This window comes from Brevibacillus sp. HB1.2, from assembly GCF_013332495.1.
Classification (GTDB): domain Bacteria; phylum Bacillota; class Bacilli; order Brevibacillales; family Brevibacillaceae; genus Brevibacillus; species Brevibacillus porteri.
Genome location: NZ_JABMIU010000011.1, coordinates 132,532 through 155,896 on the forward strand (window position 1 = coordinate 132,532; position 23,365 = coordinate 155,896).

The following is a 23,365-nucleotide window of genomic DNA, read 5'->3' on the forward strand; positions in this document are numbered from 1 at the left end:
CCTTACCTATCCCTATTCCTGCTCTGCCTGTTTGACGCCTTGCTCCAATGCTTTCCAAGCCAATGTCGCGCACTTGATTCGCGCTGGGAACTTGGCTACGCCAGACAAAGCTTCAATATCGCCAAGATCAATCGAGTCATCGATTTCTTTACCTTGCATCATATCGGAGAATTTCTGTGACAGCTCCAGTGCTTCAGCAACTGGTTTGCCTTTGATCGCATCCGTCATCATTGACGCAGATGACATGCTAATCGAACAGCCTTCTCCAAGGAACTTGGCATCTACCACCTTGCCATCCTCCACTTTCAAGGAGAGCGAGATGCTGTCACCACAGGTCGGGTTATTCAAATTTACAATGAGTCCTTCGGATTCTTCCAGCTTCCCGCGGTTGCGTGGTTTCTGGTAGTGATCCATAATGACGCGGCGGTATAAATCATCAAGAGAAGACATTGCCGAAATACTCCTTCGTCTTCTTCAAGCCCGCGATCAGCACATCTACTTCTTCTTCTGTATTGTACAGATAGAAGCTTGCCCGAGCGGTAGCCGTCACATTCAGCCAACGCATCAGCGGTTGTGCGCAGTGATGACCGGCACGAACTGCGATTCCGTAGCTGTCGAGCACCGTCGCCAAATCATGCGGATGTACCGTATCCAGGTTGAATGTAATTAAGCAGCTGCGATCCTGCTGTGGGCCGTAAATCTTCAGTCCTTCAATCTCGCGCATTTGTTCCATCGCGTATTTCACGAGATGTTTTTCATGACGCTCGATATTGTCCATTCCGATCTCTTCCAAAAAGTCAATCGCTGCTCCCAATCCGATAGCTCCTGCGATGATCGGTGTACCTCCTTCAAATTTCCAAGGAAGCTCCTTCCAAGTGGAGTCGTACATATCCACATAGTCGATCATTTCTCCGCCGAACTCCATCGGCTCCACACGCTCCAGCACCTCACGCTTGCCATACAGGACACCTACGCCTGTCGGACCAACCATCTTGTGCGCGGAAAACGTATAAAAATCGCAATCCAAATCCTGGACGTCGATTTTCTTGTGTGGAGCACCCTGCGCTCCATCAACAAAGAGAAGTGCACCATGCTGATGGGCGATTTGGGCAATTTCCTTGATTGGGGTAGTATCCCCCAATACGTTGGAAACATGGTGAATGGCAACGAGTTTGGTATTGTCCGTAATCGTTTCCTTAACCGCTTCCAGAGTAACGGTGCCGTCCTCTGCCAGCGGAATGAACTTAAAAGTCGCTCCGGTCGCCTTGGCTGCCTGCTGCCAAGGAATGAAATTGGCGTGATGCTCCACCAATGTGGTCACGATTTCATCTCCCGGCTTAAGGAACATGCGAGCATAGCCATACGCTACCGTATTACAAGCAGATGTCGTACCACGCGTAAAGACGATTTCTGCGGCTTCACGGGCGTTGATGAAGGCGCGAACTTTTTCACGCGCGCCCTCGTATCCATCTGTCGCTATGTTGCCCAAGGTGTGCACGCCACGGTGCACATTAGAGTTATACTCCCTGTAGTATTTAGCCATCGCCTCAATAACCTGAATCGGTTTTTGAGAGGTTGCACCATTGTCCAAGTAAACGAGCGGATGTCCGTTTACTTCCTGGTCAAGGATGGGAAAATATTTCCGAAGCTCCTTGGCGTTCATTAGCCTAACTTCCTTTCAAGCGCCTGACGGAGTCTGTTTTTCACTTCTTCTACTGGAATCTCAGCGACAACTGGCTCCAGGAAGCCGAGAATGATCAGACGTTCTGCGCCTTGACGGGAAATACCACGGGACATCAAGTAGAAGATAGACTCTTCACTAAAACGTCCTACCGAAGCTGCGTGACCCGCTTTAACGTCATCCTCGTCGATCAACAGGATCGGATTGGCATCACCGCGAGATTTATCGCTCAGCATCAGGATGTTTTCCGCCTGTACGCCGTTTGCCTTTTCAGCGCCTTTTTCGATTTTCGTGATACCGTTCAGGATACTCACTGCTTCATCCGTCATAACAGCCTTGCTCACCATGTCAGACTCGGTGTGCGTGCCGATATGCTGTACTTGGGAAGTGAGGTTTTGACGTTGGGAACCAGTACCTACAGAAATGGATTTGGTCTCTGCGATCGAAGCAGATCCCTTGAGGATGGTGGTATTGTTGGCAACGGTATTGCCATCGTTCATCTCACCCAAAATCCATTCCATTTTTCCATCGCGCTCAACGGTTGCACGACGGAAGCTGTAGTCGTGAACGTCTACAGACAGAGAACGTACAGAAGCTACTTGCACAGATGCGCCCGCGCCTACATATACTTCAACTAGGCTGTTCGCAACCATGCTTTTGCCTTCGCCAGATACATATGTATCCACGTAGGTTACTTTGCTGTTCGCTTCTGCCACGATCAAAACATGTGGAGCCAACAGAGCGTTGTCGCCTGCTATTTCATACACAGCTTGCAGTGGAACATCTACTTCCACGTTTTTCGGAACGTAGAGGAATACGCCACCATTCACGACTGCCGTATGCAGAGCAGTCAGCTTGTGCTCATCAAGTGCGATTACGTTCAGCAAATATTTTTGCACGAGATCGCCATGTGTTTGCAGTGCATCAGCAAACGTCGTGAAAATCACGCCTTGTGCCTTCAGCTCATCGGATACTGCTTGAAAAACGGTAGAAGCATTTTTTTGTACCAACAGGTTTTTCACGCTGTCGACATCGATTTGTGCTTTTACCAAATCGCTGAGTTCATTCGCCGCTGCCACCTTTGCAGTGGTTTGGAACGGATCGAAATCAACGGTATTCCATTTATCAATCTTCGTTTTCTCCAAGGCAGGGAGCGCCAGCTCTCCCGCCGCCTTCAGTCCAGCGAGGCGCTTTTCCAGGAACCAGGCAGGCTCCTGATTAGCTTTGGAGTACTGGGTGATCGCCTCGGAATCGAAGCGTAGCTGTACATCCACACTCATTTCACTGCTGCCTCCTTCATCCTACACGTTGGCGTTTACGGTTTCGTCCTCGATGCCGAGTTCTTCCTTGATCCAGTCATAGCCTTCTGCCTCCAGGCGTTCAGCCAGCTCAGGACCACCGGACTTCACGATACGACCTTGCATCATGACGTGTACGAAGTCAGGCTTTACATAGTTCAGCAAACGCTGGTAGTGCGTAATAATCAAGAATCCGCGGTCTGCGGAGCGCATTTCGTTTACACCAGCTGCAACGATTTTCAATGCGTCGATGTCCAAACCGGAGTCGATTTCATCCAGAATACAGATAGCTGGCTCCAAGAGCATCATTTGCAGAATCTCGTTACGCTTTTTCTCACCACCGGAGAAACCTTCGTTCAGGTAACGGTGGGAGAAAGACTCATCCATTTCCAGCGTGTTCATCTTTTTGTCCATCTCACGGATGAATTTCATCAGGGAGATTTCGTTTCCTTCGCCACGGCGTGCGTTGATCGCAGAGCGCAGGAAGTCAGAGTTAGTTACACCGCTGATTTCGGACGGGTATTGCATCGCCAGGAACAGACCTGCACGTGCGCGCTCGTCTACTGCCATTTCCAACAAGTCTTCGTCATTGATCAACACTTCGCCATCGGTTACCTCATATTTTGGGTGACCCATCAACGTGGATGCCAATGTCGATTTACCGGTACCATTTGGTCCCATGATCGCGTGCACTTCGCCGCCCTTGATCTCCAAATTCAGGCCTTTGAGGATCTCTTTGTCCTCGATCTTGGCGCGAAGGTTTTTTATTTGCAAATGCGGTACTGCTGTCATCTGAATTCCCTCCATACACGTCAAAAGTGAGTTGGTAAATTCTCAATCCATTCTCAATAACTATCTTATAATAAGAATAATTATAAATCAAGGAATGAAACATATCTGTATTTTTTATATCATTATATTTAGAAAGTCCGTTTTTGCTCATGAATCCTTCCTAAATATTGTTGCCTCCGCAGCATTTTTCCCTTTGTAACTTTTGGACATACGTTTTTGTCTAAATTCCAGGTACTTTTTGTAAAAAACACCACTGGATACCTAGAAAGGGATGGAGCATTTTGAAAAAGAGTAACAAGAAACTCGCTATTGTCTTACTACTTGTAGGTGGCCCACAGTCTTCGCAAAACGGACACAGAGAAAATATATGCTCGTTTCTCCAACATTAAATTGATAGTCAATGACCACGTCGTCAAAACGAAAGCAGAACCATTCATATATAATGGTTATGTATCGCTATCACACTATTGAAGGACTCCCTTGGGAAGCTTACCTGACTCTTTTCCGTCAGTCAAATGGAAAAGTTGTCCCAATCAATACCTCGAAAGTATTCGATGGCAGCAAGTAACGGATGAGCTAAAAACCGTCGGTCACTGACGGTTTTTTCTGTTTTCACGAAGAAAAAACGGATAGACCTTATTGTCTACCCGTTTCTTTCTTGTTCGATTACTTTACTTTAGGACCCGCATTCGCAATATCTGCTGCATTCGGGAATTTTTTCTCGAAGTTCTCAATGAAGCGTGCAGCCAGATCAGCCGCTTGCTTGTCGTAATCTTCCTTGTTTGCCCATGTATTGCGTGGTTGCAGAACTTCAGCAGGAACGTTCGGGCAAGAAGTTGGTACTTGTACCCCGAAAATCTCGTCAGCTACATAGTCTACTTTTTCCAGCTCACCGTTCAATGCTGCTGTTACCATCGCACGCGTGTAGGACAGCTTCATACGTTGCCCAACACCTACCGGACCACCAGTCCAACCAGTGTTCACCAGGTATACTTGAACCTTGCGATCGTCAATCTTCTTACCGAGCATTTCTGCATATACTACAGGATGCAGTGGCAAGAATGGAGAACCGAAGCAAGTAGAAAACTCTGTTTGCGGAGCAGTTACACCACGCTCTGTACCTGCCATTTTGCTGGTGTAGCCAGACAGGAAGTGATACATGGCTTGCTCTTTATTCAGCTTGGAGATTGGAGGCAATACACCGAACGAATCGGCTGTCAAAAAGACGATGACATTTGGTTGCCCGCCCACGCCTGGAATCACAGCACCCGGAATTGCTTCCACTGGGTATGCAGCGCGTGTATTCTCTGTATATTTGGTGCTATCGTAGTCTGCTACACGAGTCGCTTCGTTTACGTCTACATTTTCAAGTACGGTACCGAACTGGATTGCTTTCCAGATTTGCGGTTCGCCTTCTTCAGACAGCTTGACGCATTTTGCATAGCATCCGCCTTCGATATTGAACACGCCATTGTCAGACCAGCCGTGCTCATCGTCACCGATCAAGAAGCGGTCCGGGTCAGCAGACAGCGTTGTTTTTCCTGTACCGGACAAACCGAAGAACAGGGCAACGTCACCGTCTTTACCTACGTTCGCAGAGCAGTGCATCGAGAGTACGTTGCGCTCTGGAAGCAGCATGTTCATGACGCTGAAGATCGACTTTTTCATTTCGCCAGCATACTCAGTGCCACCGATCAATACTGTCTTTTGCTCAAAGCTCATCACGATGAAGGTCTCGGAGTTTGTTCCGTGTACCGCAGGATTGGCCTTGAAATTAGGCGCATAAATAACCGTGAATTCTGATTCGTGCGCAGCCAGTTCTTCTTCGGACGGACGGATGAACAGCTGACGTGCAAACAGGTTATGCCATGCGAATTCGTTCACTACGCGGATTGGCAGGCGATAGGTTGTATCTGCACCCGCAAAGCCATCGAAGACAAACAGTTCATCTTTTGATTGTAAGTATTGGAGCACGTCTTGTTGAAGTGCTTGGAATTTTTCAGTACTGATTGGTTGGTTAACCGGACCCCAGTTGATTTTATCGTGTACGGAAGCTTCGTCCACCACAAATTTGTCCTTTGGCGAACGGCCGGTAAACTTCCCTGTTAGCGCATTGAGCGCCCCCTTATCGGTCAAAATCCCTTCGCCACGCTTCACTGCCATCTCAACAAGATTAGCTACAGGTAAGTTATGATACACTTTTGTAGCTCCAAGAATGTCAGTAAGCTTTTGAACCGTATTGGTTTCCATGTGTGAACGATCTCCTTCCCAAAATGTGTATCATTTATTGTGACTTTCTAATTGTCGCTCGATTTGTAATTAGTATATCACATTTAGCTAAATAAGCTACATAATTTTATAATCTCTCATGGAGAATGTGTGAATAACCCTCCTCATGCGTATTATTCCCCAACAGCAGTATTTTGTCCACAAACCAATCAGTCTATCGACTATACGGGAAGTACACAGAGACATTTTCCCCACAAAAAGAGCAACACCAAGAGTTTACTCCCTTAGTGTTGCTCTCACAAGGCATAAAGATTTACGTATTTTCAAACGTTTTTACGACTGTCTGACACAAAATCGCCACACCTTTTTCCAATGCAGAGCGGTCAAAATGCATCAGCGGATGATGCAGCCCTGGCACCAAATCACATCCAAGAGCCAGCATCGTCGCCTTGATATGAGGGCGCTCCACCGTATAGTAGTGGAAATCCTCCGCTCCCGGACTGACAGGAGCCGCTCGCAAATTCTCTTGACCGAGCACATCTACGATCGCCTGCTCCATAAATGCCTTCGCTTGATCATCGACCTCCGCCGCCACCATGCGAGAACCGGACTCTACCTCTATGCGTGCCTGAAAAGACTCCTCGACTCCGTTAATCATTTGACGAACGCGATTCTCGAGGGTCTCCATCGCCTCATTCGTCTGCGCTCGCAGATCGAGAGCAAAACGCGCCTTGTCCGGAATAATGTTGTAGCTCTCTCCCCCGGCTTGCAGCATGGTCATTTTAACGGTAGCAGGCACCATCGGATTGATATGTATATGCCCGAGTCCAGAAATAATGGCTCCCGCTACTTCTATCGCATTGATCCCGAGATGCGGTCTCGCTCCGTGCGCAGCCACTCCTGTGATTTCCCCGTAGAGAAACATGGCTGCTCCATTGTAGATTGCGGGTCCCGCCGTTCCATTTGCCATCTCCTGAATCGGTCTTAAGTGAACACCGTACAAATAATCGATGTCATCGGCGACACCCTTCTCCACCAGCTTCAATGCTCCTGTTCCTTTTTCTTCTGCTGGTTGGAACAAAATTTTTAACGTTCCCGGCGGTTGATATCCAGCGGCAACCAATGCTTCTACCGTTTCTACGATCAATGTCATATGGGCGTCATGACCGCAGGAATGATTCGCGCGCCATTCACCCCCCACTTCTTGCCAGAGAGCATCGATATCTGTGCGCAAGCCAACAACTGGCTTCCCTTCGCCCCATTCAGCTACTAATCCTGTACAATCGTCAAAAGTCGTAACACGCAGTCCCAAGGCACGCATGCGCTCCGCCAAATAACGAGTCGTTTCTACTTCCTTCCAGCTTATCTCCGGATTCTCATGCAGATGACGGAATGTTTCGGCAATAGCATCTTTACGTGCGGCAACCGTCTGTTGCAACGACATAACAGTAGACATTAAAGCGCCTCCTCCAAAACCGTTTCTTCCTATTATATCACACTGCCCTAATAGACAGTTCACCGACAGGTCAGTCGCAAAATGGCATCGAGCTTCAATTGGTCGCGCAATGGCCCTGCTATTTGCACCTTTTCTTTGGCGAGCGCATAGACGAGCTCATCGCCGCCAAACAGCATGTGCATTTGTTTCTCCGCTCCCCTGATGATCAGATCGGCAGACTGCTCTTCTGTCCACACATCCCAGGATGCAACGCCTTTTACTATCGTCAATTGCCACTGTGAAGGTGAATCATCGACCACAATTCCGATCCTGCGCTCCCATCCTGCTGTTATGAATCGCAAGTGTGCTTTTCCTTGCAGTCTCTCGCCCAGTTCAAAAAGCAGTCTGCCCATTCCGATCATCTGCACGCCACCCCTCTCTTCCCAATTGGGTTCGTGGCCTGTCAGGTCGAATCCTTTGGCGAGGAATGAGAGTCACTGTCGGCTGTTGTCAGGGTAGCTATCTTTTTCTCGACATTTTAGAAAGACCTTTTAAAGAGGGCTTTTGAGTCAACATAGTGGAGGAGAAGAAAAAGCACAGTTCTCTTCGACTCTGACACGCCAGCAGGGGGGATTGACTGTCCGTCTCCACTGCAAAAAGAGGACCGTCGAGCCAAAGCCACCCTACGGGCGGACGTTTCTCAAGGAAGAAGTGTTCGACAAGCGTGCTCCTCTTTTTGCAGTTCCGACTGAGTAGGCTTTGTCAAGGTCTACGAGCCCTGTGCTTTTTCTTCTCACCAGCTTTGTTTGTTCATCGGTACATTCTAAAACTAAAAAAAACATCCGCAACCGCTTTTTTCGCACCACAGTAGTGAGATGGCAAATAAAAAAAGCATCTGCTTTACGCAGATGCTTCCTGAAACACTACTCATCAAACTCGTCTTTATCGAGTCGCACCTCAAGGTGGTGACCATCGGGTGTCTCAAAATACAAATTATAGCTAGTAGGCTGTGTAATTGGGCCACGATAGCAAATATTCTCTGCCTCCAGCTTATCGACCAGATAGTCCAGCTCAGCTCGGCTTTGCACAGAGAAGGCGAGATGATCGACCTGCCCTACGCCGCCTTTCCCAGCTTCCCCGCCATGAGGATGAAGACCGATCCGTGTGTATGTGCCAATTTGAAAGTAGACAGGTGCTCCTTCCGTCATATTCTCTTCCGGGATAGGGACTTCCAAAATGTCCTTAAAAAAACGAGCTACCTTCACAACATCACTACAATTCAATGCGATGTGGTGAACGGCTTTCAAATGAAACATTCACACTGCCTCCCACGTCAACTCAGGTCATGCGCTCTTGTGCGACATTAGCTTTTCTTTTATTGTACTGCTTCAATCGCTCGCTTAACCGTCTTAAACGAATCATCAATGCTTCCCGCCAATCGTCATCCTGTAACTCCTTGGCGACTCCTAGCAGATCAAGTGAAATATCGATCTGCTGCTTTAATACTTCGGCGAAGCTGGCCGCTTCATCCGTCATGGTACAATTCTCAAACAACTCGGATGTATTGTCAACACTCACAAAGTCAGCAAAATCCACTTCTGGAGCCTGATCTCCCTGAGCATATTCTACTAAAATTTCGTATTCTCCCTCAATACCGGGATGAACCTCAATTCTGTCACATACAGGACAAAACATGATGGGGACATTGTGTACAAGCGTTTTATAATGACGGACTGAGCCTACGGAACCTACCATTCCAGCACCACAACAAAAACTCATATAGTCTCCCTCCCTATTCGCCAAATGAAACGTCCATGTCCGTTTCTTGGTCGAAACTTCTGTCTGTATCCGCATTGTAGCTTATATACCCATTAACACTCCACCCGCAAATGATACCAATGAAGGAAATCGCATAAAGATTTGGTTTATCTATTTTACTCGATTTACTTTGATTTCTGCAACATTTTCTGACTAGTGTGAATATTTTCCCTCATTTGCCTAAATCCATCATACAAGATAGTCTTAATCTATCCGATAATAAGGAATAATAATCGTTTTAGCAAAAATTCAAAAGGAGAGCGGTTTCATGTTTCGTTTCAAAAGTCTTCGTGCTCGGACTCTGACTATTACCCTTCCTGTCATTATCTTGACACTTTTGCTCGTTGTGGGTATCGGTTTCTGGTTCTCTGTCGACCAACTGAACCAGGAAATTGAGGACAAAATGAATTATCAACTAGATATGGTCGGCAGCAATATAGAAAAGCAACTGGAAGCCCACAGCAAGGTAACCCTGAGTATGGCTCGCTTTATTGAAATGGCTCCTATTACAAATTCGCTGGAGCAGTTAAATTCCCTGCTGTCCAAAACCGTTCTCATTAATGACACGACGGTTGGAATGGGAATTTTCATGGAACCTTACGCATTTGACCCGAACAAAAAACTCGTTGCTACATACGGGGCAAAGACTGACGGCAAGGTTAACATTACAGATGAATACAGCAGCGACTCCTATAACTATCCAAATCAAGACTGGTACAAGGTCGGCATCACGACCACAAAGAAAAGCGATTATTCAGAGCCGTACTTTGACGAAATTTCCAAGGTGTCAATGGTGACGGTAGTCGCTCCTTTTTACACCCCGGATAAAAAGCTTCTGGGTGTGGCCACAGACGATATTACCCTCACTGACGTGGAAAAGCTCGTCTCCAGTACAAAAGTAGGCGAAACAGGCTGGGCCTTTTTGGTGGATCAAAAAGGGAGATACCTCGCTCATCCTCAATCAGACAAGCTGATGAATCATTCCGTTCAATCTGACGAGAATGCTTCCTTGGCAGCAATAGGTCCTTCTCTTCTAGAAGAGAAGTCAGGCATGAAGACGTTTAACGATGAAAACGGCATCAATCGTGTGTATTTTCAAGAGCTCGGAGATACAAACTGGACAATCGCTCTCGTTATGCCAGAAAAAGAAATTGCAGATCCTCTCTATGACTTGTTCTTTGAGCTTTGTACGGTGAGCCTAATCGGTCTGTTGATCATGATTGCTGTCATTTATTCCTTCAGCAAATACCTGACCAAACAAATCGAGCGAGCCAACCAGCTGTCGCAAGCCCTCTCCAACGGCGATTTTACTGCTTCCATGGATATTCAGACAGTTGATGAGATAGGGGTTATGGCAAATCGCTTTAACTCCATGACGGCAACCTTGCGCGAAACGCTGGGTCAAGTCAGCTTCAACGCTCAACAGGTTGCTGCTACGTCTGAGCAATTGATGGCAAGTGCGGAACAGACGAGCAAAGCAACAGAGCAGATCGCTCAATCCGTTCAAGAAATTGCCTACGGTACTGAGCAGCAAGTGGATGCCACTGTTCAAGGCTATGAAGTCATCAACGAGATTGCCGTACACATTGAAGCGATGGAAAAAGGAATTGAGGATGTAAATCTCTCTACACAAGAAGCGAACCGCCAAGCCACAGATGGCAATCAGATGGCAGCTAAAACGGTCGAGCACATGGATGTGATCCATAGCCAGATGGCCAAGACCTCTACCATCGTCAATACGCTAGGCCAGCGCTCCCAAGAGATTGGAGAAATGATCTCACTCATCACGACGATCGCCAATCAAACCAACCTGCTCGCTCTGAACGCCGCTATCGAAGCAGCTCGCGCCGGAGAACAAGGACGAGGCTTTGCAGTTGTAGCCGACGAGGTGCGCAAGTTGGCCGAGCAGTCCAGCTCTGCCGCTGAGCAAGTCAGTCACATCGTCACCGTGATTCAGCAGGACACAGGCTCAGCGATCGCGGCAATGAATCATGGCGCTTCTATTTTGGGAGAAGGCATGACACTCGTTCGCTCAACAGGAAATGCATTTGAGCAAATTACTGGGTCCACGTCAGGGCTGCTCGACCGTATGAATGAAGTGACAACAGAAATGAGCAAGATCAGTCAGCAAATGCAAACGATTGTATCCGCTATAACGCATATTACACAAATCGCAGAACAATCAGCTGGCAACTCTCAAACAGTTGCAGCAGCAGCGGAAGAACAAACCGCTTCCATGGAGGAAATCTCTTCGGCTGCAACGATGCTAGCGAAAATGGCAGAAGAGCTTAATGATGCAATACGAACATTCAAGCTGGAGTAGTCCATCCCTATATAAAGAAAAGCCGGAGCATAAAAGCCCCGGCTTTTTTGTTTCCTATTCTTTTACCATCGCTTCGTATTTGTCTGCATCCATCAGCTTGTCCAGCCCAGCTGCATCAGACAATTCGACGACGATCATCCATGCTTGCTCGTATGGCGAGGAGTTAACCAGTTCAGGTGCATCTTCCAGTTCGCCATTTACTTCTACTACTTTACCAGTTACAGGAGCGTACAGTTCAGAAACGGTTTTTACCGATTCCACGCTGCCAAACGGCTCATCCTGTTGGATTGTCGTGCCTACCTCAGGCAATTCGACAAACACGATGTCACCCAGCTCTGATTGAGCAAAAGAAGTGATTCCGATGTACGCCTTGTTTCCTTCTACTCGCACCCACTCATGCTCTTCACTGTAACGTAGATTTTTCGGGAATTCCATCGTTTACATATCCTCCTATCGGGTACAATCCATTACACATACATAATTAGACGAACATTCTAGGATTCCTCTTCGATCCCCAAAATTCTGAACAAGCGTTTTTTTACCAGTTGGAGACCCTTCTCTCCTGCCTGAAAATGACGTAACTGAAGAGCCTCGTCAAACAAATAAAAAGCGGGGACGTATTCATTCTGGAATGCATCGGCTGTCTCTCTATCATTATCGATTGCAATAGGGTGTGTCAAATGTTGTTCTGCAATCGCCTTCTTGATCATCTCGATGTCTGTATCTTTTTCCGATTGAGGCAAATGAATTCCAATGACTTTCAAACCGTCAGCAGCGTATTGATCTCGCCATTCGTTTATGCTTGGCATCGATTCCTTGCACATGTAACAACTGACGGACCAGATATGCACCAAGACAGGACTTCCAACCAAATCAGCTTTGGTTACTTGCCCGTTGATCCACTCTGTAATCCCAGGAAAGTCAGGCATTTCTTCGTGCAAACGCATGAAAGCTCATCCCCTCTTTTTGGACTTCAACCGCTACACACTTGTTTTCATGTGAAGAATCCCGGATTGATCGATGGCAGCTACAGCCTCTAACAGGATCTCGGGAGGTTGAACGAGAGCAATTCGTACATACCCTTCTCCTTCTTCGCCGAAGGCACTTCCCGGAACGACGACGACTCCGGCTTTCTCCAGTAAAGCGAAGGCAAACTCTCGTGACGTCCAGCCGTTCGGTACAGCTGCCCAGACGAACATGGTCGCCTTGGGAGATGGAATGCTCCATCCTGCCTGTGCCAATGCCCCCAGCAGCACATCACGCCGTTCTTGGTAAACGGGTGCGACTGTGTTTTTCTCACCCGATTCCCGATCCCTTCGCAAAGCCTCAATGGCCATTTGCTGTACAGGCAAAAAGACGCCGTAATCGATATTGGATTTGACAATCGCAAGCGGCTTGATGATGTCTGCATTCCCTACAACGTAAGCGATCCGGCAACCTGCCATGTTGAAGCTCTTGGAAAACGAATTAAATTCAATTCCTACTTCCTTCGCTCCTGGCACTTGCAAAAAGCTCGGCGCTTGGTCGCCGTCAAACACCATTTCCGAATAGGCCAAATCATGAACCACGATAATGTCAAAACGCTTGGCAAAAGCCACGACCTCTTCAAAAAAGGCAAGGGTAGCGACCGCGGAAACCGGATTATTCGGATAGTTCAGAATCATGAACGTTGCACGAGTCGCTATCTCCTCTGGAATGTCTGTCAGCTTTGGCAAAAATTCATTTTCTGCCCGCAGAGGCATCCGGTAAGGTACCGCTCCCGCCAAATGAACACTGCCTTCGTAGATTGGATACCCAGGATCAGGTACGAGGACGATATCTCCAGGATCGGTCCATGCCAAGGCAAAGTGAGCCAAACCATCCTGTGACCCCATCAAGGAATGAACATCCCCATCAGGCGCCAGCTCCACCCCAAAACGATATTGATACCAGCGGGCGACCTCTTCTCGGAAGGCCGCCGTTCCATCGCTCAATGGATAGCGGAAAGCAGTTGGTTGCTGGATGGCATGGATTAACGTTTGCAGTAGCTTCTCGTCAGGCTGCTGATCAGGACTGCCGATGCTCAAGTCGTATACCGTTCTTGTTTTGGCAACTTCCCTTTTGCGAGCCTCCATCTCTGAAAAAATGTCGGCGGAAAGATGGTTCAGTCTGTTGGAAGGTTGGCGCATCATGCCTTCCCTCCCCAAGCCTTCTCCAGCTCTTCTTCTTTGAAACCAAGGGTTACCGTACGATCGCTTGCGATAAGAGGCCGTTTGATCAGCTTGCCATTGGAAGCCAACAGCTCAAGCATTTCATCCTCTGACATCGTAGGAAGCTTGTCCTTCAAGCCGAGCTCGCGGTAATGAACACCACTCACATTGAAAAACTTGCGCAAATCGAGACCGCTTGTCTGCCAAATTTGACGCAGCTCCTCTTTAGACGGCGGTGCATCAACAATCGGAATTTCTTCGAAGCCAATATGTTGATCCGTGAGCCATTTTTTCGCTTTGCGGCATGTATCACATTTGTTGTATAGGTAGGCTTTCGTCGTCATATTCATTTCCTCGCTTTTTCGTTTCTGTCATTTATTTATTGTATAAGAATTGGTAAACGTGTAGCAAACAAAAACGACAGCCGTCCCTCTCTTCTGGCTGTCGTCATACGTTTCCTTCTCATGTGGTATCTGTTATTCGGTGCGCTCGCTCTTTGCATAATCCTTATCATTCGTCTGGTCAGGATTTACCTGCCACATTTGCGAAAGCGGCGAGAAGGGCACCCCTAGTTGCTTGGCATTCTGGTCTTCCACAGCCTCAGCCAGTGTCCCGGTTAAAGGCATGGTGTACTCAATGTGCTCATCCATCTGCCCATCCTCCTTCACATTTCCTAGTGTGAGGAGTTTGCACGTCATTATGCAGACGGTTTTGCTTTGATCTCGACTTGGTAGCCAGCGTGCTTTCTCGTCTGGAATACACCATTATCAAAAATCAAATACTGTGCTTTCACACCGATCAATCGGCCGCCGAGCTGTTCTTCTTTATCAAGTGTCTTGGAATTAATTTTATCGAGTGACTCCAAGATTGGATAGGCAATATCTACCCATTCATCCTCGCGATATTGGAATGCTTTAAACTGTTCAGGAAAATGACCGTACACTTCGTCACGCATGGCGAGCAAGTCAATTTCCTTCACATCTCCCTTGAGCATTTTGCGCCAGTTGGTCTTGTCCGGCAAAAACTGACTCAAATGGAATTCAAGCTCCCCAGCCATCCGACGAGTGGGAAGCTCCGCAATCGGAATCGCGCGAATCGCACCTTGATCCACCCAGCGTCTCAATTCATTATGCTTGCGAGTCAATCCTACCTTTATATCACTCGATACTGCCAGATAGACAAAATGAGGAATCATGCAATATCTCTCGCCGAAGCTCTCGTCGCGGCAAGTCCCCAAGTCAAAATGACATTCATGCGGCTTGACGATGCACAAGTCATTTTCCGGCAGTTTGGTAAAACAGGGATAGCAATACCCGCTGTTAAACGTCTTGTTTGTTTTGCGGCCACAGGCAATGCAATTTTTTTCGCCCAAAAACGAAATCGTCAATTCACTGCCCAGCCATTCATTAAGCGGAAGGCGATCTTCACCGATATTCAAATAGTAGTCTACCGGCTTGTCCCCTCCATGGTACTCGTGTGTTAGTCCTTGCAAAATACCGCGGAGTTCCACCAAACTCTCTCCTCTCCTATGTACGGTTCTTCCATTTTAACATAACCGCCACCTACTCTGACCGCTGTTTTCTTTTGGTAGCATGTTTTCCCTGGCAGGAGGTGAACCTAATCACATCCCAGAAGAAGGAGGCGATTGTTCATGCGCAAATGCATACGGTACGCCTTGCTTTTCGCCTGCCTTCTTGGCTACGGCACCCTACCTACCTTTGCCCAGCAAACACTACCTTCGTATGAGCCGATCCACAGAATCGACACAGAGAAAAAGGTCGTCGCCCTCACTTTTGATGATGGGCCGGATGCTATCTACACGCCCAAAATTCTTGAGGTGCTGCACCAGTACAATGTTCGCGCTACGTTTTTTGTCCTTGGCTCACAAGTGGACAAGCATCCAAAGGTCATGCAGTGGATATACAAGGCCGGGCATGAAATCGGCAACCACGGCTACCACCATTTTGACCTGAACAAGCTGACCGAGCATGAAGTGTACGAAGACATCAAGCATGCAGAGCGCTCCATTTTGAAGACGACCGGCATTTTGGCGCAATACTACCGTCCACCCTACGGCATCCTGACACATGACGTCATGAATGCGGTTCAATCCAGTGGCTACGACATCATTCACTGGTCCATTGATCCTCGTGATTGGTCTTTGGCACGCACGGCTAATGTCATTGCCAAAAGCGTCAAAAGCAATGTCTCCTCCGGGGATATCATCCTGTTTCATGATGGGGGTCTGAACCAACGGCAAACAGTCGCTGCGCTTCGGGAGCTCATCACGGATTTGCGTTCGCAGGGCTATCGGTTTGTCACGGTCAGTCAATTGTTGGATGCAGCAAAATAATACGGCACCAGTGCCTCGTTTTTCATGAAACGAAACGAAGCAACTGGTGCCCTTTTTTTTTACGCCAATACCTTGCCCAAGAACGAGCGTAAGCGATCGTTCTTGCTGTTGCCAAAAACCTCGCTGGGATGACCTTCTGCCATGATGATACCCTGATCCATAAAAATGATGCGGTCGCCCACTTCCTTGGCAAAATTCATTTCGTGTGTAACGACTACCATTGTCATGCCTTCTTTGGCTAAATTTTTGATGACGGCAAGCACCTCTCCTACCAGCTCCGGGTCTAGGGCGGATGTCGGCTCATCAAACAGCATAACCTTTGGATTCATGGCGAGCGCCCTTGCGATTGCGACTCGTTGCATCTGCCCGCCAGACAGCCGCTCGGGATACACATCGGCCTTATCCTGGAGCCCCACCTTCTGCAAGAGAACCAAGCCTTGCTTGCGGGCTTCTTCCTGGGACATTTTCTTCACTTTTACAGGGGCCAGCATGACGTTTTCCAGCACCGTTTTATGCGGAAAGAGATTAAAGCGCTGAAAGACCATCCCGACCTCTTCTCTGACTTTATTAATATCGGTCTTGGGGTCTGACAAATCATGTCCGTTGATGACAATCCTTCCGCCGCTCATTTCCTCCAGCTGATTCAAGCAACGCAAAAACGTGCTCTTGCCCGAGCCAGACGGACCAATGACACAGACTACTTCCTTTTCTGCTACCTGAGTCGTAATGCCTTTCAACACTTTCAGATCGCCGTAGTTCTTCGTCAAATCTGACACCTGTATAATCATTTGTCTGTCCCCCTATTGCGATAAAACAAGCTTGTAGTTCTTATGATTTCATTTTACCGCAATAGTCTAAAGATTGCATGAATTTACTATCAGCCTACCTCATTCCCATTTTTTCCAGTGCTAGTCCTATGCGTAACTCTGCCCTCGACGGCTCATGCTAAGTGTGAGGTGGTTTTCATGCATCGAAAAAAATGGGTCGCACTCGTAATCGTACTGGTCGTTTTTCTATTAGGGCTTTTGGTGGAGGGTATTTACGGGACTTATACAGATCTCGTCGACCATCCTGGGTTCGCTTGGGAAGAAAATGTGGTATCGGGCTATGGCAACAGCAAAATTGTGCAGCTATTTGTAAACGGCGTTATTTCGGGGCAGCAAAATAACGCTGGGCTGCCTTCGATGACGGAGCTATTGACTGAACAGCTACGCCGAATTGAAGAGGATGAGATGGTGAAAGCCGTGGTCCTTCGCATTGATAGTCCAGGGGGAGAGGTCGTGGCTACCGATGAACTGCACAGACGCTTGCTGCGGCTCAAGCAGGTTCGCAATCTTCCTATTGTCGTCAGCATGGGTTCCACAGCAGCCTCAGGCGGCTATTACTTGGCCACAACAGGCGATGCGATTTTTGCCAATCCCAACACACTAACTGGCAGCCTCGGCGTCATTTTCAATCTGTTTAACTATAGTGAAGCTGCGAACAAGCTAGGTGTACATCAATACGCAATCAAAAGCGGACGCTTCAAGGACATCGGCAGTCCAGCCCGGCCACTGACGGACCCAGAACGGCACATTTTCCAAACACTCGTCAACGAAAGCTACAACAATTTCGTCGACGTCATCGTCAAGGGCCGCAACCTCTCGCGTCAGCGCGTGCTGGAAATCGCTGACGGCCGTGTCTATTCTGGTGAGCAAGCAAAACGCCTGGGGCTCATCGATGAATTCGGCGATTTGGAGGAAGCGACACGCTATGCCCTCTCTTTGTCTGGAGAGAAAGAAGCAATGGTCATACGCTATGCGGACCAACTCTCCATCAGCAAGCTGTTATTCAGTATGAAGCAGTACTGGTCGAATCCTGATCCGCTTGGTCTCAATCGAATATGGGACCGCCAAAGTTCACCTCGCCTGCTGTATCAGTTCATGCCTTAGCCTGTTAAAACAAAAAAGGAGTGGCTTCTTATGAACCAGCTTCCCGACGAAGAAAAAGCACATGATCCTGATTCCCTTGATCCATATTCAGAAGCCCAACCACAACATTTGTATGCTGGCTTCTGGATTCGTGTGGTGGCGTCGCTCCTTGATTCGATGTTCTTGATCGGCATTAGCTACCTCATTTTCAATCCATTACGACGTTTTTTTGCCGTTCCATACGCCTCTTTTCATTTCATCGATTTGGTAGAGGCGTTGTTTGATCTCCTCTATATGATCTTGCTGACCTGGTGGTCCGGACAAACCTTGGGAAAGCTGATCACAGGCATCCGTGTCATCAGTGCCAGACAGGCGCGAGGCAATCTGTCTGGCGGACAGGTATTTTTACGAGAAGTCATCGGCAAATTCCTCGCTTCACTCGTATTCGGATTGGGCTATCTATGGGTTGCATGGCACCCACGTAAGCAAGGCTGGCATGATCTGATCGCCAAAACGTATGTCATCCGGGATCGTCGACCATAACCTCCGCTCTATAGCGGGGGTTTTATTTTTGCATCCTTGGTCCCTATTTTTGTAGGAGCTTCCTGCCGATACCATTACCAACAAGGCAGATCCTATCCAACCGAGGAGGAAGATACATGCGAAAACAGAAAGTAACCAGCATCCTCGCCCTGAGCCTTTCGCTGGCTCTGCTCGGCCACGTTGCCCCTGTCCTTCCTGTTTCAGCTGCATCTGCTGCCCCTCAAGCAGCAGGCGTTAAAACGAATGTCGTTTATAACCTTCAGCTAGGAATGAGCACCGCACAGGTAGAACAAACAGTAGGCAAGCCTGCCCGCATTGATCCAAGTCATACGGGCGTGGAATGGTGGATTTACAATCAAGATTTGAACAACTATATTCAAGTCGGCATGCAAAACGGCAAAGTCGTGACGTTGTTTACCAATGGAGCCAAGCTGAATCTGAATGGCATCACGATTGGCTCTACTACAAAAGACCTACAAAACAGCTGGGGTGCACCGCAAAATACGCTGACGATCAACCCGAGTCTGCGTATCCAAAAAAATACTCTTACTCATCCGACCTATCTCCAAAACAATCAGGCGATCACCTTCTCTATTGATCAGCTGGGTGGAAATAAGGTCGCAGGAGTGCGCATCTCTACTCCTGAGCATTTTGCCACTATTGCGATTGGCTTGATGTATCCCATTTCCTATACGAAATTACCTGAACTGCCGAAACTGACAGACGCACAGATGAAGCAGGCAGCGCTCGCATACGAGAAACAAAATTTGGACTTGCTCAACGTGGCAAGGCAACGTGCCAAGCTGCCCGTTATCACGTGGGATGAACAAGTTGCAGCAGTGGCCAGAGCACACAGCCAAGACATGGCCCAGAATAACTTTTTCAACCATACCTCCCCATCTACGGGAAGTCCGTTTGATCGTTTGAAGCAAGCCAGCATTCGTTACAGCGCAGCTGGTGAAAACATTGCCTACGGACAGCTAGACGGGATCGAAGCCCACATGAGCTGGATGAACTCCGCAGGGCATCGTCAAAACTTGCTCTCTCCAAATTTCAAGCAGCTCGGTGTCGGTATCGTTATGAAAGATGGCCGCCCATATTTCACCCAAAATTTTGTCACCCGCTAACACTACAGCAAAAAGACACGCCTTCGTAAGTGGCGTGTCTTTTTTTCGTGAACACAAGGGCAAAGCTATGGCTGCGAAGTTGCATTTGTAGTAGCAGGTGCAGGTGCAGGTGCAGACGGTGTCGGAGCCTGGCCGTCATCTGAGAAAAACGGGATGATTACCAGACTGAGCACGAAAAATAAGATCCAGGCAATGCCTCTTCTGAAAATGCATGGTGTCAGCATCGGGTAACCCCTTCCAATCATGCTGTTCTACTTACTATTCATACGCTTCCCACCTTGATGCCCGTTTATGCTTTTTTGGGCAAAAAAAAAAAAGCCTCGCCAAAAGCTTGGCGAAGCTTATCCATCCTTGTTTTTACCCCTGTTTTTGCAAGGGCATCGAATACGTCTGTTCTTGGGTTGCCTTTTGTTTGAAAAACAGGCAAGCTGCCGCGAAAACAATGAGCAGCGATCCCATCAGCCAAAAGATCGTCCACGGCTCCCACACGTCCATCAGCAGGCCATTCACATTCGGAGCCAAAATACTGGCGACACCAAAATTGACGCCCGCGATAATTCCTGCGGTAGGAACCATCGATGCTGGTAAAATATCTGCCGAAAAAGCCAAGCCTAACGAGTAAAAGGAACCGACAGCCGCTCCAGCTATAGCCAACAACAGCATCATCAGCCATACGTTTTCACCTGCAAACGGGAACAGGAAGAAGGCCAATCCCCCTACAAGCGCACACGCGAGCATGACCTGCTTGCGACCTATACGGTCACTCAATGCCCCCAACGGCATCTGCAAAATAATACTTCCCACGACAAACGACGGAAGGATCAAGGAAACCCATTCAACAGACAAGCCAGTACGCAAAGCATAAACGGGAAAACTGCCGTTGAGCGACGTCTCCATGAATCCGAACAAAAACGAAGGAATCAGCGCCAACCAAGCAAGTCGCAAAACAAATGCGTATTTGTTTTGCTTCTTTTCCGTTTGTTCGATCTGTGCAGGGAACTCATTTTTGATCCGGGATAATAATAAGAAGGCAATCAGATACAGAACGAGCAAGCCTCCAAAAGGTACCCAAATCCCCAAATGGAGCACGCTTAAGCCTAATGGACCAATGCTAAAGCCCACGCCATATGCCAGCCCGTAAATGGAAAGATCGCGTCCTCGATTCTCGGGAGCTGCGATCTTGGTCACCCACATTTGGCTGGCGTAATGTAAACCACTATCGCCCACTCCCATCAGTAAACGTAATACGAACCAGATCGCCAAATGGCTGAACATCGGGATGAGCGCTGTTGCGATCGTCACCAACAGCAACCCCCATAATATTGTGGATCGGTATCCAATGCGCCGCAGTGGGATTTCCAAAAATGGATTGACCATGACCATTCCAATATACAAGGCGGCGGCGTTGAGTCCATTCATCACGGATGAAACACCTTGTTTTTCCAATAAAACCGTTAGCATCGGGATCGTCAAGCCTTGGCTTAACCCCGCAATGCCGACAACCAAAATCAACACCCAAAAGGTGTAACGTGACTGTGACATGGTGTTGTTTCTCCTTCCTAGCTCCCTACTAAGCACTCTCTACGGAAGCACTCCCCTGTTGAAGCTGATACATTTTTTGATAAAGACCATTTTTCACCATGAGTTCATCATGTGTACCTCGCTCCATGATTTCTCCACGGGACAAAACAAGAATCTGGTCGGCGTGCTGAATCGTCGACAATCGATGAGCAATAATGAATGTCGTCCTACCTTTTGATAGTACATGCAACGCTTCCTGAATGGCTAGCTCTGTTTCACTGTCAATGCTTGCCGTTGCTTCATCCAAGATCAGCATCGCGGGATCAGCAGCCAATGCCCGAGCAAAAGAGATCAGTTGGCGTTGGCCTGCGGATAACGTCATGCCTCGCTCGACGACTGGTTCGTCATAACTGCCCGGCAGCTTGGAAATGAATTCGTCAGCACGTACCGCTTTTGCCGCCCGCTTCACTTCTTCATCCGTAATCGTATCGTTGTACATGCGAATATTGAATCCAATGCTTCCCGTAAACAAGAACGGGTCCTGCAAAACCAGTCCGACATGACTGCGCAGCGAGTGCGTATCAATCTGTCTCATATCTTGCCCGTCGATCAAAATGCTCCCTTTCGTCACCGGATAGAACCCGAGCAGCAAATTCATCAAAGAGCTTTTTCCCGATCCAGTGTGCCCTACCAGTGCAATCGTCTGACCAGGCTGCGCCGTAAAAGAGACGTTATTCAAGACGTAATCGTCACCCTGATAAGCAAAAGATACGTTATCAAAAACAACCTCTCCACGCGGGCGCTCGATTTGTGCACCAGCTTCTCTCTTCTCCGTAGTCTCATCCATAATTTCGAAGACGCGCCCCGCTGAAATGGTCGCCTGCTGCATTTGTGACAACCGATTCATGATCATGTTGATCGGCTCGAAAAAACGCCCCATGTAATCAACAAAAGCAAAAAGCGCACCAAAGGAAATTGCGCTGTGGAAGGAACTCGAGCCGTAATACCAAACGATCAGGGTCAAGGAAATTTTCCAGATCAGATCTACCGCTGGGCGCAAAAGCAAGGATTCGAGATTAATTTCTTTCATCCGCACCTTGAAGTAGTCTTCATTTACATCAGCAAACTCCTTTTGCACACCTTTCTCCCGACGAAAAGCCTGCACGATCGTCATGTTCTGGATCATTTCATTGATCGTTGTATTCATGTCACCGAGCTTTGCGCGAATCACCGCATAGTAGCGAGAACTGTACTTTTGATACACGTAGACTAACAGTACGAGCACTGGCACCGTCAAAAAGCAGAAGAGAGCGAGCTCAGGCTGCAAGATGTAGAGCGCGATCAAGATTCCGATCAAATAAAGACCATTCTGCACAAACGTCGCGAGTACACTCACATATAGCTCACGAATGGCTTCTGTATCATTGCTCACACGGGAGACAAGCGCACCGACTGGCGTTTTGTCAAAAAAGGCAACCGGGAGCTTTTGCAAATGGATAAACAGCTTCATCCGCATTTGCTGAATGATGCGCTGCGCGATCTTTTGCAGCCACAAAATCTGGACGTAGTTGAAACCAGCTGAGAGCAAGATCAGTGCTCCATAACCTGCGGAAAGCCAGACAATGGGCAGGACATCCCCTTGATACATCGCCTTGACTTCCTCTGCGGTCAGCCGAATGCCTGTGGAGGTCATCTTTTGACCTGATTGATCCTTCGTTGTTACCTCGAAGCGTTCCCTGCCGTTTTCGGGCGTAATTGGGGTGAATTGCTTCTCCGTGTTTGGATTCACCTTGCCGGAAACCAAGTAATAGGTCGTGCCTTCTGTCAGCACGGTTCCTTCTTTTTGACGGATACTATCCAAAGCAATACCCGTCTTTGCTGCAACATCTTCACGAATATAGTTCGTACTGTTCAGTGAGGCGACCTGCCCCGCTGCTTGTGATGGCACTTCGTCCAGTTGATACCAAGGCTTTTGGATCGCTAGGATGTGATTATCGATTATGACCTTGGCTAAAAAAGGACCCGCCAACTCTGCACTCGTTCCCAGCAAGAGCAGGAACAGCGCGCCCAGTATTTGCTTTTGAAATGGCCTGGCGTACTCGGTCAAACGCCCCCATACATTTTCTTTGCTCATGAAACGCTTTCC

General features: G+C 48.1%; 25 protein-coding genes. 6 read left to right on the forward strand and 19 right to left on the reverse strand.

All coding sequences use genetic code 11. From position 1 onward, the window contains the following. Positions 1-12: 12 nt before the first annotated feature. From sufU to HPY28_RS22245, 7 genes are all read right to left on the reverse strand, one after another. Entirely contained in the window at positions 13-450 is a 438-nt protein-coding gene (gene sufU, locus HPY28_RS22215; protein WP_017251433.1) for a Fe-S cluster assembly sulfur transfer protein SufU, read from the reverse strand. Beyond that, the gene (locus tag HPY28_RS22220) at positions 437-1,663 is read right to left on the reverse strand and encodes a cysteine desulfurase (protein WP_174231428.1); all 1,227 of its coding nucleotides are present in this window, start codon (positions 1,661-1,663) and stop codon (positions 437-439) included. Before HPY28_RS22220 ends, sufU begins: the two co-directional genes overlap by 14 nt. Continuing rightward, the gene (gene sufD, locus HPY28_RS22225; RefSeq protein WP_017251435.1) at positions 1,663-2,961 is read right to left on the reverse strand and encodes a Fe-S cluster assembly protein SufD; all 1,299 of its coding nucleotides are present in this window, start codon (positions 2,959-2,961) and stop codon (positions 1,663-1,665) included. The genes HPY28_RS22220 and sufD overlap by 1 nt, the downstream gene beginning before the upstream one ends. A 21-nt stretch (positions 2,962-2,982) precedes the next feature. After that, entirely contained in the window at positions 2,983-3,771 is a 789-nt protein-coding gene (gene sufC / locus HPY28_RS22230) for a Fe-S cluster assembly ATPase SufC (protein WP_017251436.1), read from the reverse strand. A gap of 666 nt (positions 3,772-4,437) precedes the next feature. Further along, positions 4,438-6,021 carry a phosphoenolpyruvate carboxykinase (ATP) gene (gene pckA, locus HPY28_RS22235; protein WP_174225599.1) on the reverse strand — a complete coding sequence of 528 codons (1,584 nt, stop codon included), beginning with the start codon at positions 6,019-6,021 and terminating at the stop codon, positions 4,438-4,440. 292 nt (positions 6,022-6,313) lie between these two features. Then, a complete protein-coding gene (locus tag HPY28_RS22240) occupies positions 6,314-7,456 on the reverse strand; it encodes a M20 peptidase aminoacylase family protein (protein WP_017251438.1) in 1,143 nt (380 codons plus the stop codon). A 59-nt stretch (positions 7,457-7,515) separates the two neighbouring features. After that, positions 7,516-7,857 carry an SCP2 sterol-binding domain-containing protein gene (locus HPY28_RS22245; RefSeq protein ID WP_017251439.1) on the reverse strand — a complete coding sequence of 114 codons (342 nt, stop codon included), beginning with the start codon at positions 7,855-7,857 and terminating at the stop codon, positions 7,516-7,518. Between the two features lie 142 nt (positions 7,858-7,999). Between HPY28_RS22245 and HPY28_RS22250 the strand changes: the two genes are divergently transcribed. Further along, positions 8,000-8,191, forward strand: a complete 192-nt coding sequence (locus HPY28_RS22250) for a hypothetical protein (protein ID WP_174231429.1) — start codon at positions 8,000-8,002, stop codon at positions 8,189-8,191. A gap of 167 nt (positions 8,192-8,358) precedes the next feature. Here HPY28_RS22250 and HPY28_RS22255 read toward each other — a convergent pair whose 3' ends face one another. Both HPY28_RS22255 and HPY28_RS22260 read right to left on the reverse strand, forming a co-directional pair. After that, entirely contained in the window at positions 8,359-8,751 is a 393-nt protein-coding gene (locus HPY28_RS22255) for a VOC family protein (protein WP_007726371.1), read from the reverse strand. A 22-nt stretch (positions 8,752-8,773) separates the two neighbouring features. Further along, positions 8,774-9,214 (reverse strand): hypothetical protein, encoded by a 441-nt coding sequence (locus HPY28_RS22260; protein WP_017251440.1) that lies wholly within the window; start codon positions 9,212-9,214, stop codon positions 8,774-8,776. 307 nt (positions 9,215-9,521) lie between these two features. Between HPY28_RS22260 and HPY28_RS22265 the strand changes: the two genes are divergently transcribed. Next, on the forward strand, positions 9,522-11,576 hold the full coding sequence (locus HPY28_RS22265; protein WP_174231430.1) for a methyl-accepting chemotaxis protein: 2,055 nt from the start codon (positions 9,522-9,524) through the stop codon (positions 11,574-11,576). 54 nt (positions 11,577-11,630) lie between these two features. Here the strand turns inward: HPY28_RS22265 and gcvH are convergent, their stop codons facing one another. The 6 genes from gcvH to HPY28_RS22295 all read right to left on the reverse strand — a co-directional run bounded on the left by gcvH (position 11,631) and on the right by HPY28_RS22295 (position 15,275). After that, on the reverse strand, positions 11,631-12,011 hold the full coding sequence (gene gcvH / locus HPY28_RS22270) for a glycine cleavage system protein GcvH (RefSeq protein ID WP_017251442.1): 381 nt from the start codon (positions 12,009-12,011) through the stop codon (positions 11,631-11,633). A 59-nt stretch (positions 12,012-12,070) separates the two neighbouring features. Next, positions 12,071-12,523, reverse strand: coding sequence for a redoxin domain-containing protein (locus HPY28_RS22275; protein WP_174231431.1), 453 nt, complete (start codon positions 12,521-12,523; stop codon positions 12,071-12,073). 33 nt (positions 12,524-12,556) lie between these two features. After that, complete coding sequence (locus tag HPY28_RS22280) at positions 12,557-13,747, reverse strand: aminotransferase class I/II-fold pyridoxal phosphate-dependent enzyme (protein WP_174231432.1); 1,191 nt, start codon at positions 13,745-13,747, stop codon at positions 12,557-12,559. Further along, a complete protein-coding gene (locus HPY28_RS22285) occupies positions 13,744-14,109 on the reverse strand; it encodes an arsenate reductase family protein (protein WP_026043314.1) in 366 nt (121 codons plus the stop codon). Before HPY28_RS22285 ends, HPY28_RS22280 begins: the two co-directional genes overlap by 4 nt. 132 nt (positions 14,110-14,241) lie before the next feature. Continuing rightward, the gene (locus tag HPY28_RS22290) at positions 14,242-14,415 is read right to left on the reverse strand and encodes a hypothetical protein (RefSeq protein ID WP_174231433.1); all 174 of its coding nucleotides are present in this window, start codon (positions 14,413-14,415) and stop codon (positions 14,242-14,244) included. A 47-nt stretch (positions 14,416-14,462) separates the two neighbouring features. Continuing rightward, complete coding sequence (locus HPY28_RS22295; RefSeq protein ID WP_017251447.1) at positions 14,463-15,275, reverse strand: DUF2797 domain-containing protein; 813 nt, start codon at positions 15,273-15,275, stop codon at positions 14,463-14,465. Positions 15,276-15,416: 141 nt separating this feature from the next. Here HPY28_RS22295 and HPY28_RS22300 point away from each other — a divergent pair, with 141 nt between their 5' ends. Then, the gene (locus HPY28_RS22300) at positions 15,417-16,118 is read left to right on the forward strand and encodes a polysaccharide deacetylase family protein (RefSeq protein WP_017251448.1); all 702 of its coding nucleotides are present in this window, start codon (positions 15,417-15,419) and stop codon (positions 16,116-16,118) included. Between the two features lie 59 nt (positions 16,119-16,177). On the opposite strand, the gene HPY28_RS22305 is transcribed toward HPY28_RS22300, so the two are convergent. Further along, positions 16,178-16,906, reverse strand: coding sequence for an amino acid ABC transporter ATP-binding protein (locus HPY28_RS22305; RefSeq protein WP_017251449.1), 729 nt, complete (start codon positions 16,904-16,906; stop codon positions 16,178-16,180). Between the two features lie 177 nt (positions 16,907-17,083). Between HPY28_RS22305 and sppA the strand changes: the two genes are divergently transcribed. The 3 genes from sppA to HPY28_RS22320 all read left to right on the forward strand — a co-directional run bounded on the left by sppA (position 17,084) and on the right by HPY28_RS22320 (position 19,698). Then, complete coding sequence (sppA, locus tag HPY28_RS22310; protein ID WP_017251450.1) at positions 17,084-18,049, forward strand: signal peptide peptidase SppA; 966 nt, start codon at positions 17,084-17,086, stop codon at positions 18,047-18,049. 30 nt (positions 18,050-18,079) lie between these two features. Beyond that, positions 18,080-18,571 carry an RDD family protein gene (locus HPY28_RS22315; RefSeq protein WP_174231434.1) on the forward strand — a complete coding sequence of 164 codons (492 nt, stop codon included), beginning with the start codon at positions 18,080-18,082 and terminating at the stop codon, positions 18,569-18,571. Positions 18,572-18,687: 116 nt separating this feature from the next. After that, complete coding sequence (locus HPY28_RS22320; protein ID WP_174231435.1) at positions 18,688-19,698, forward strand: CAP domain-containing protein; 1,011 nt, start codon at positions 18,688-18,690, stop codon at positions 19,696-19,698. Between the two features lie 65 nt (positions 19,699-19,763). On the opposite strand, the gene HPY28_RS22325 is transcribed toward HPY28_RS22320, so the two are convergent. The 3 genes from HPY28_RS22325 to HPY28_RS22335 all read right to left on the reverse strand — a co-directional run bounded on the left by HPY28_RS22325 (position 19,764) and on the right by HPY28_RS22335 (position 23,353). After that, complete coding sequence (locus HPY28_RS22325; protein ID WP_254613173.1) at positions 19,764-19,922, reverse strand: hypothetical protein; 159 nt, start codon at positions 19,920-19,922, stop codon at positions 19,764-19,766. Positions 19,923-20,055: 133 nt separating this feature from the next. Further along, positions 20,056-21,240 carry an MFS transporter gene (locus tag HPY28_RS22330; protein ID WP_017251453.1) on the reverse strand — a complete coding sequence of 395 codons (1,185 nt, stop codon included), beginning with the start codon at positions 21,238-21,240 and terminating at the stop codon, positions 20,056-20,058. 28 nt (positions 21,241-21,268) lie between these two features. Continuing rightward, complete coding sequence (locus HPY28_RS22335) at positions 21,269-23,353, reverse strand: ABC transporter ATP-binding protein (RefSeq protein WP_174231437.1); 2,085 nt, start codon at positions 23,351-23,353, stop codon at positions 21,269-21,271. Between the last annotated feature and the right edge of the window lie 12 nt (positions 23,354-23,365).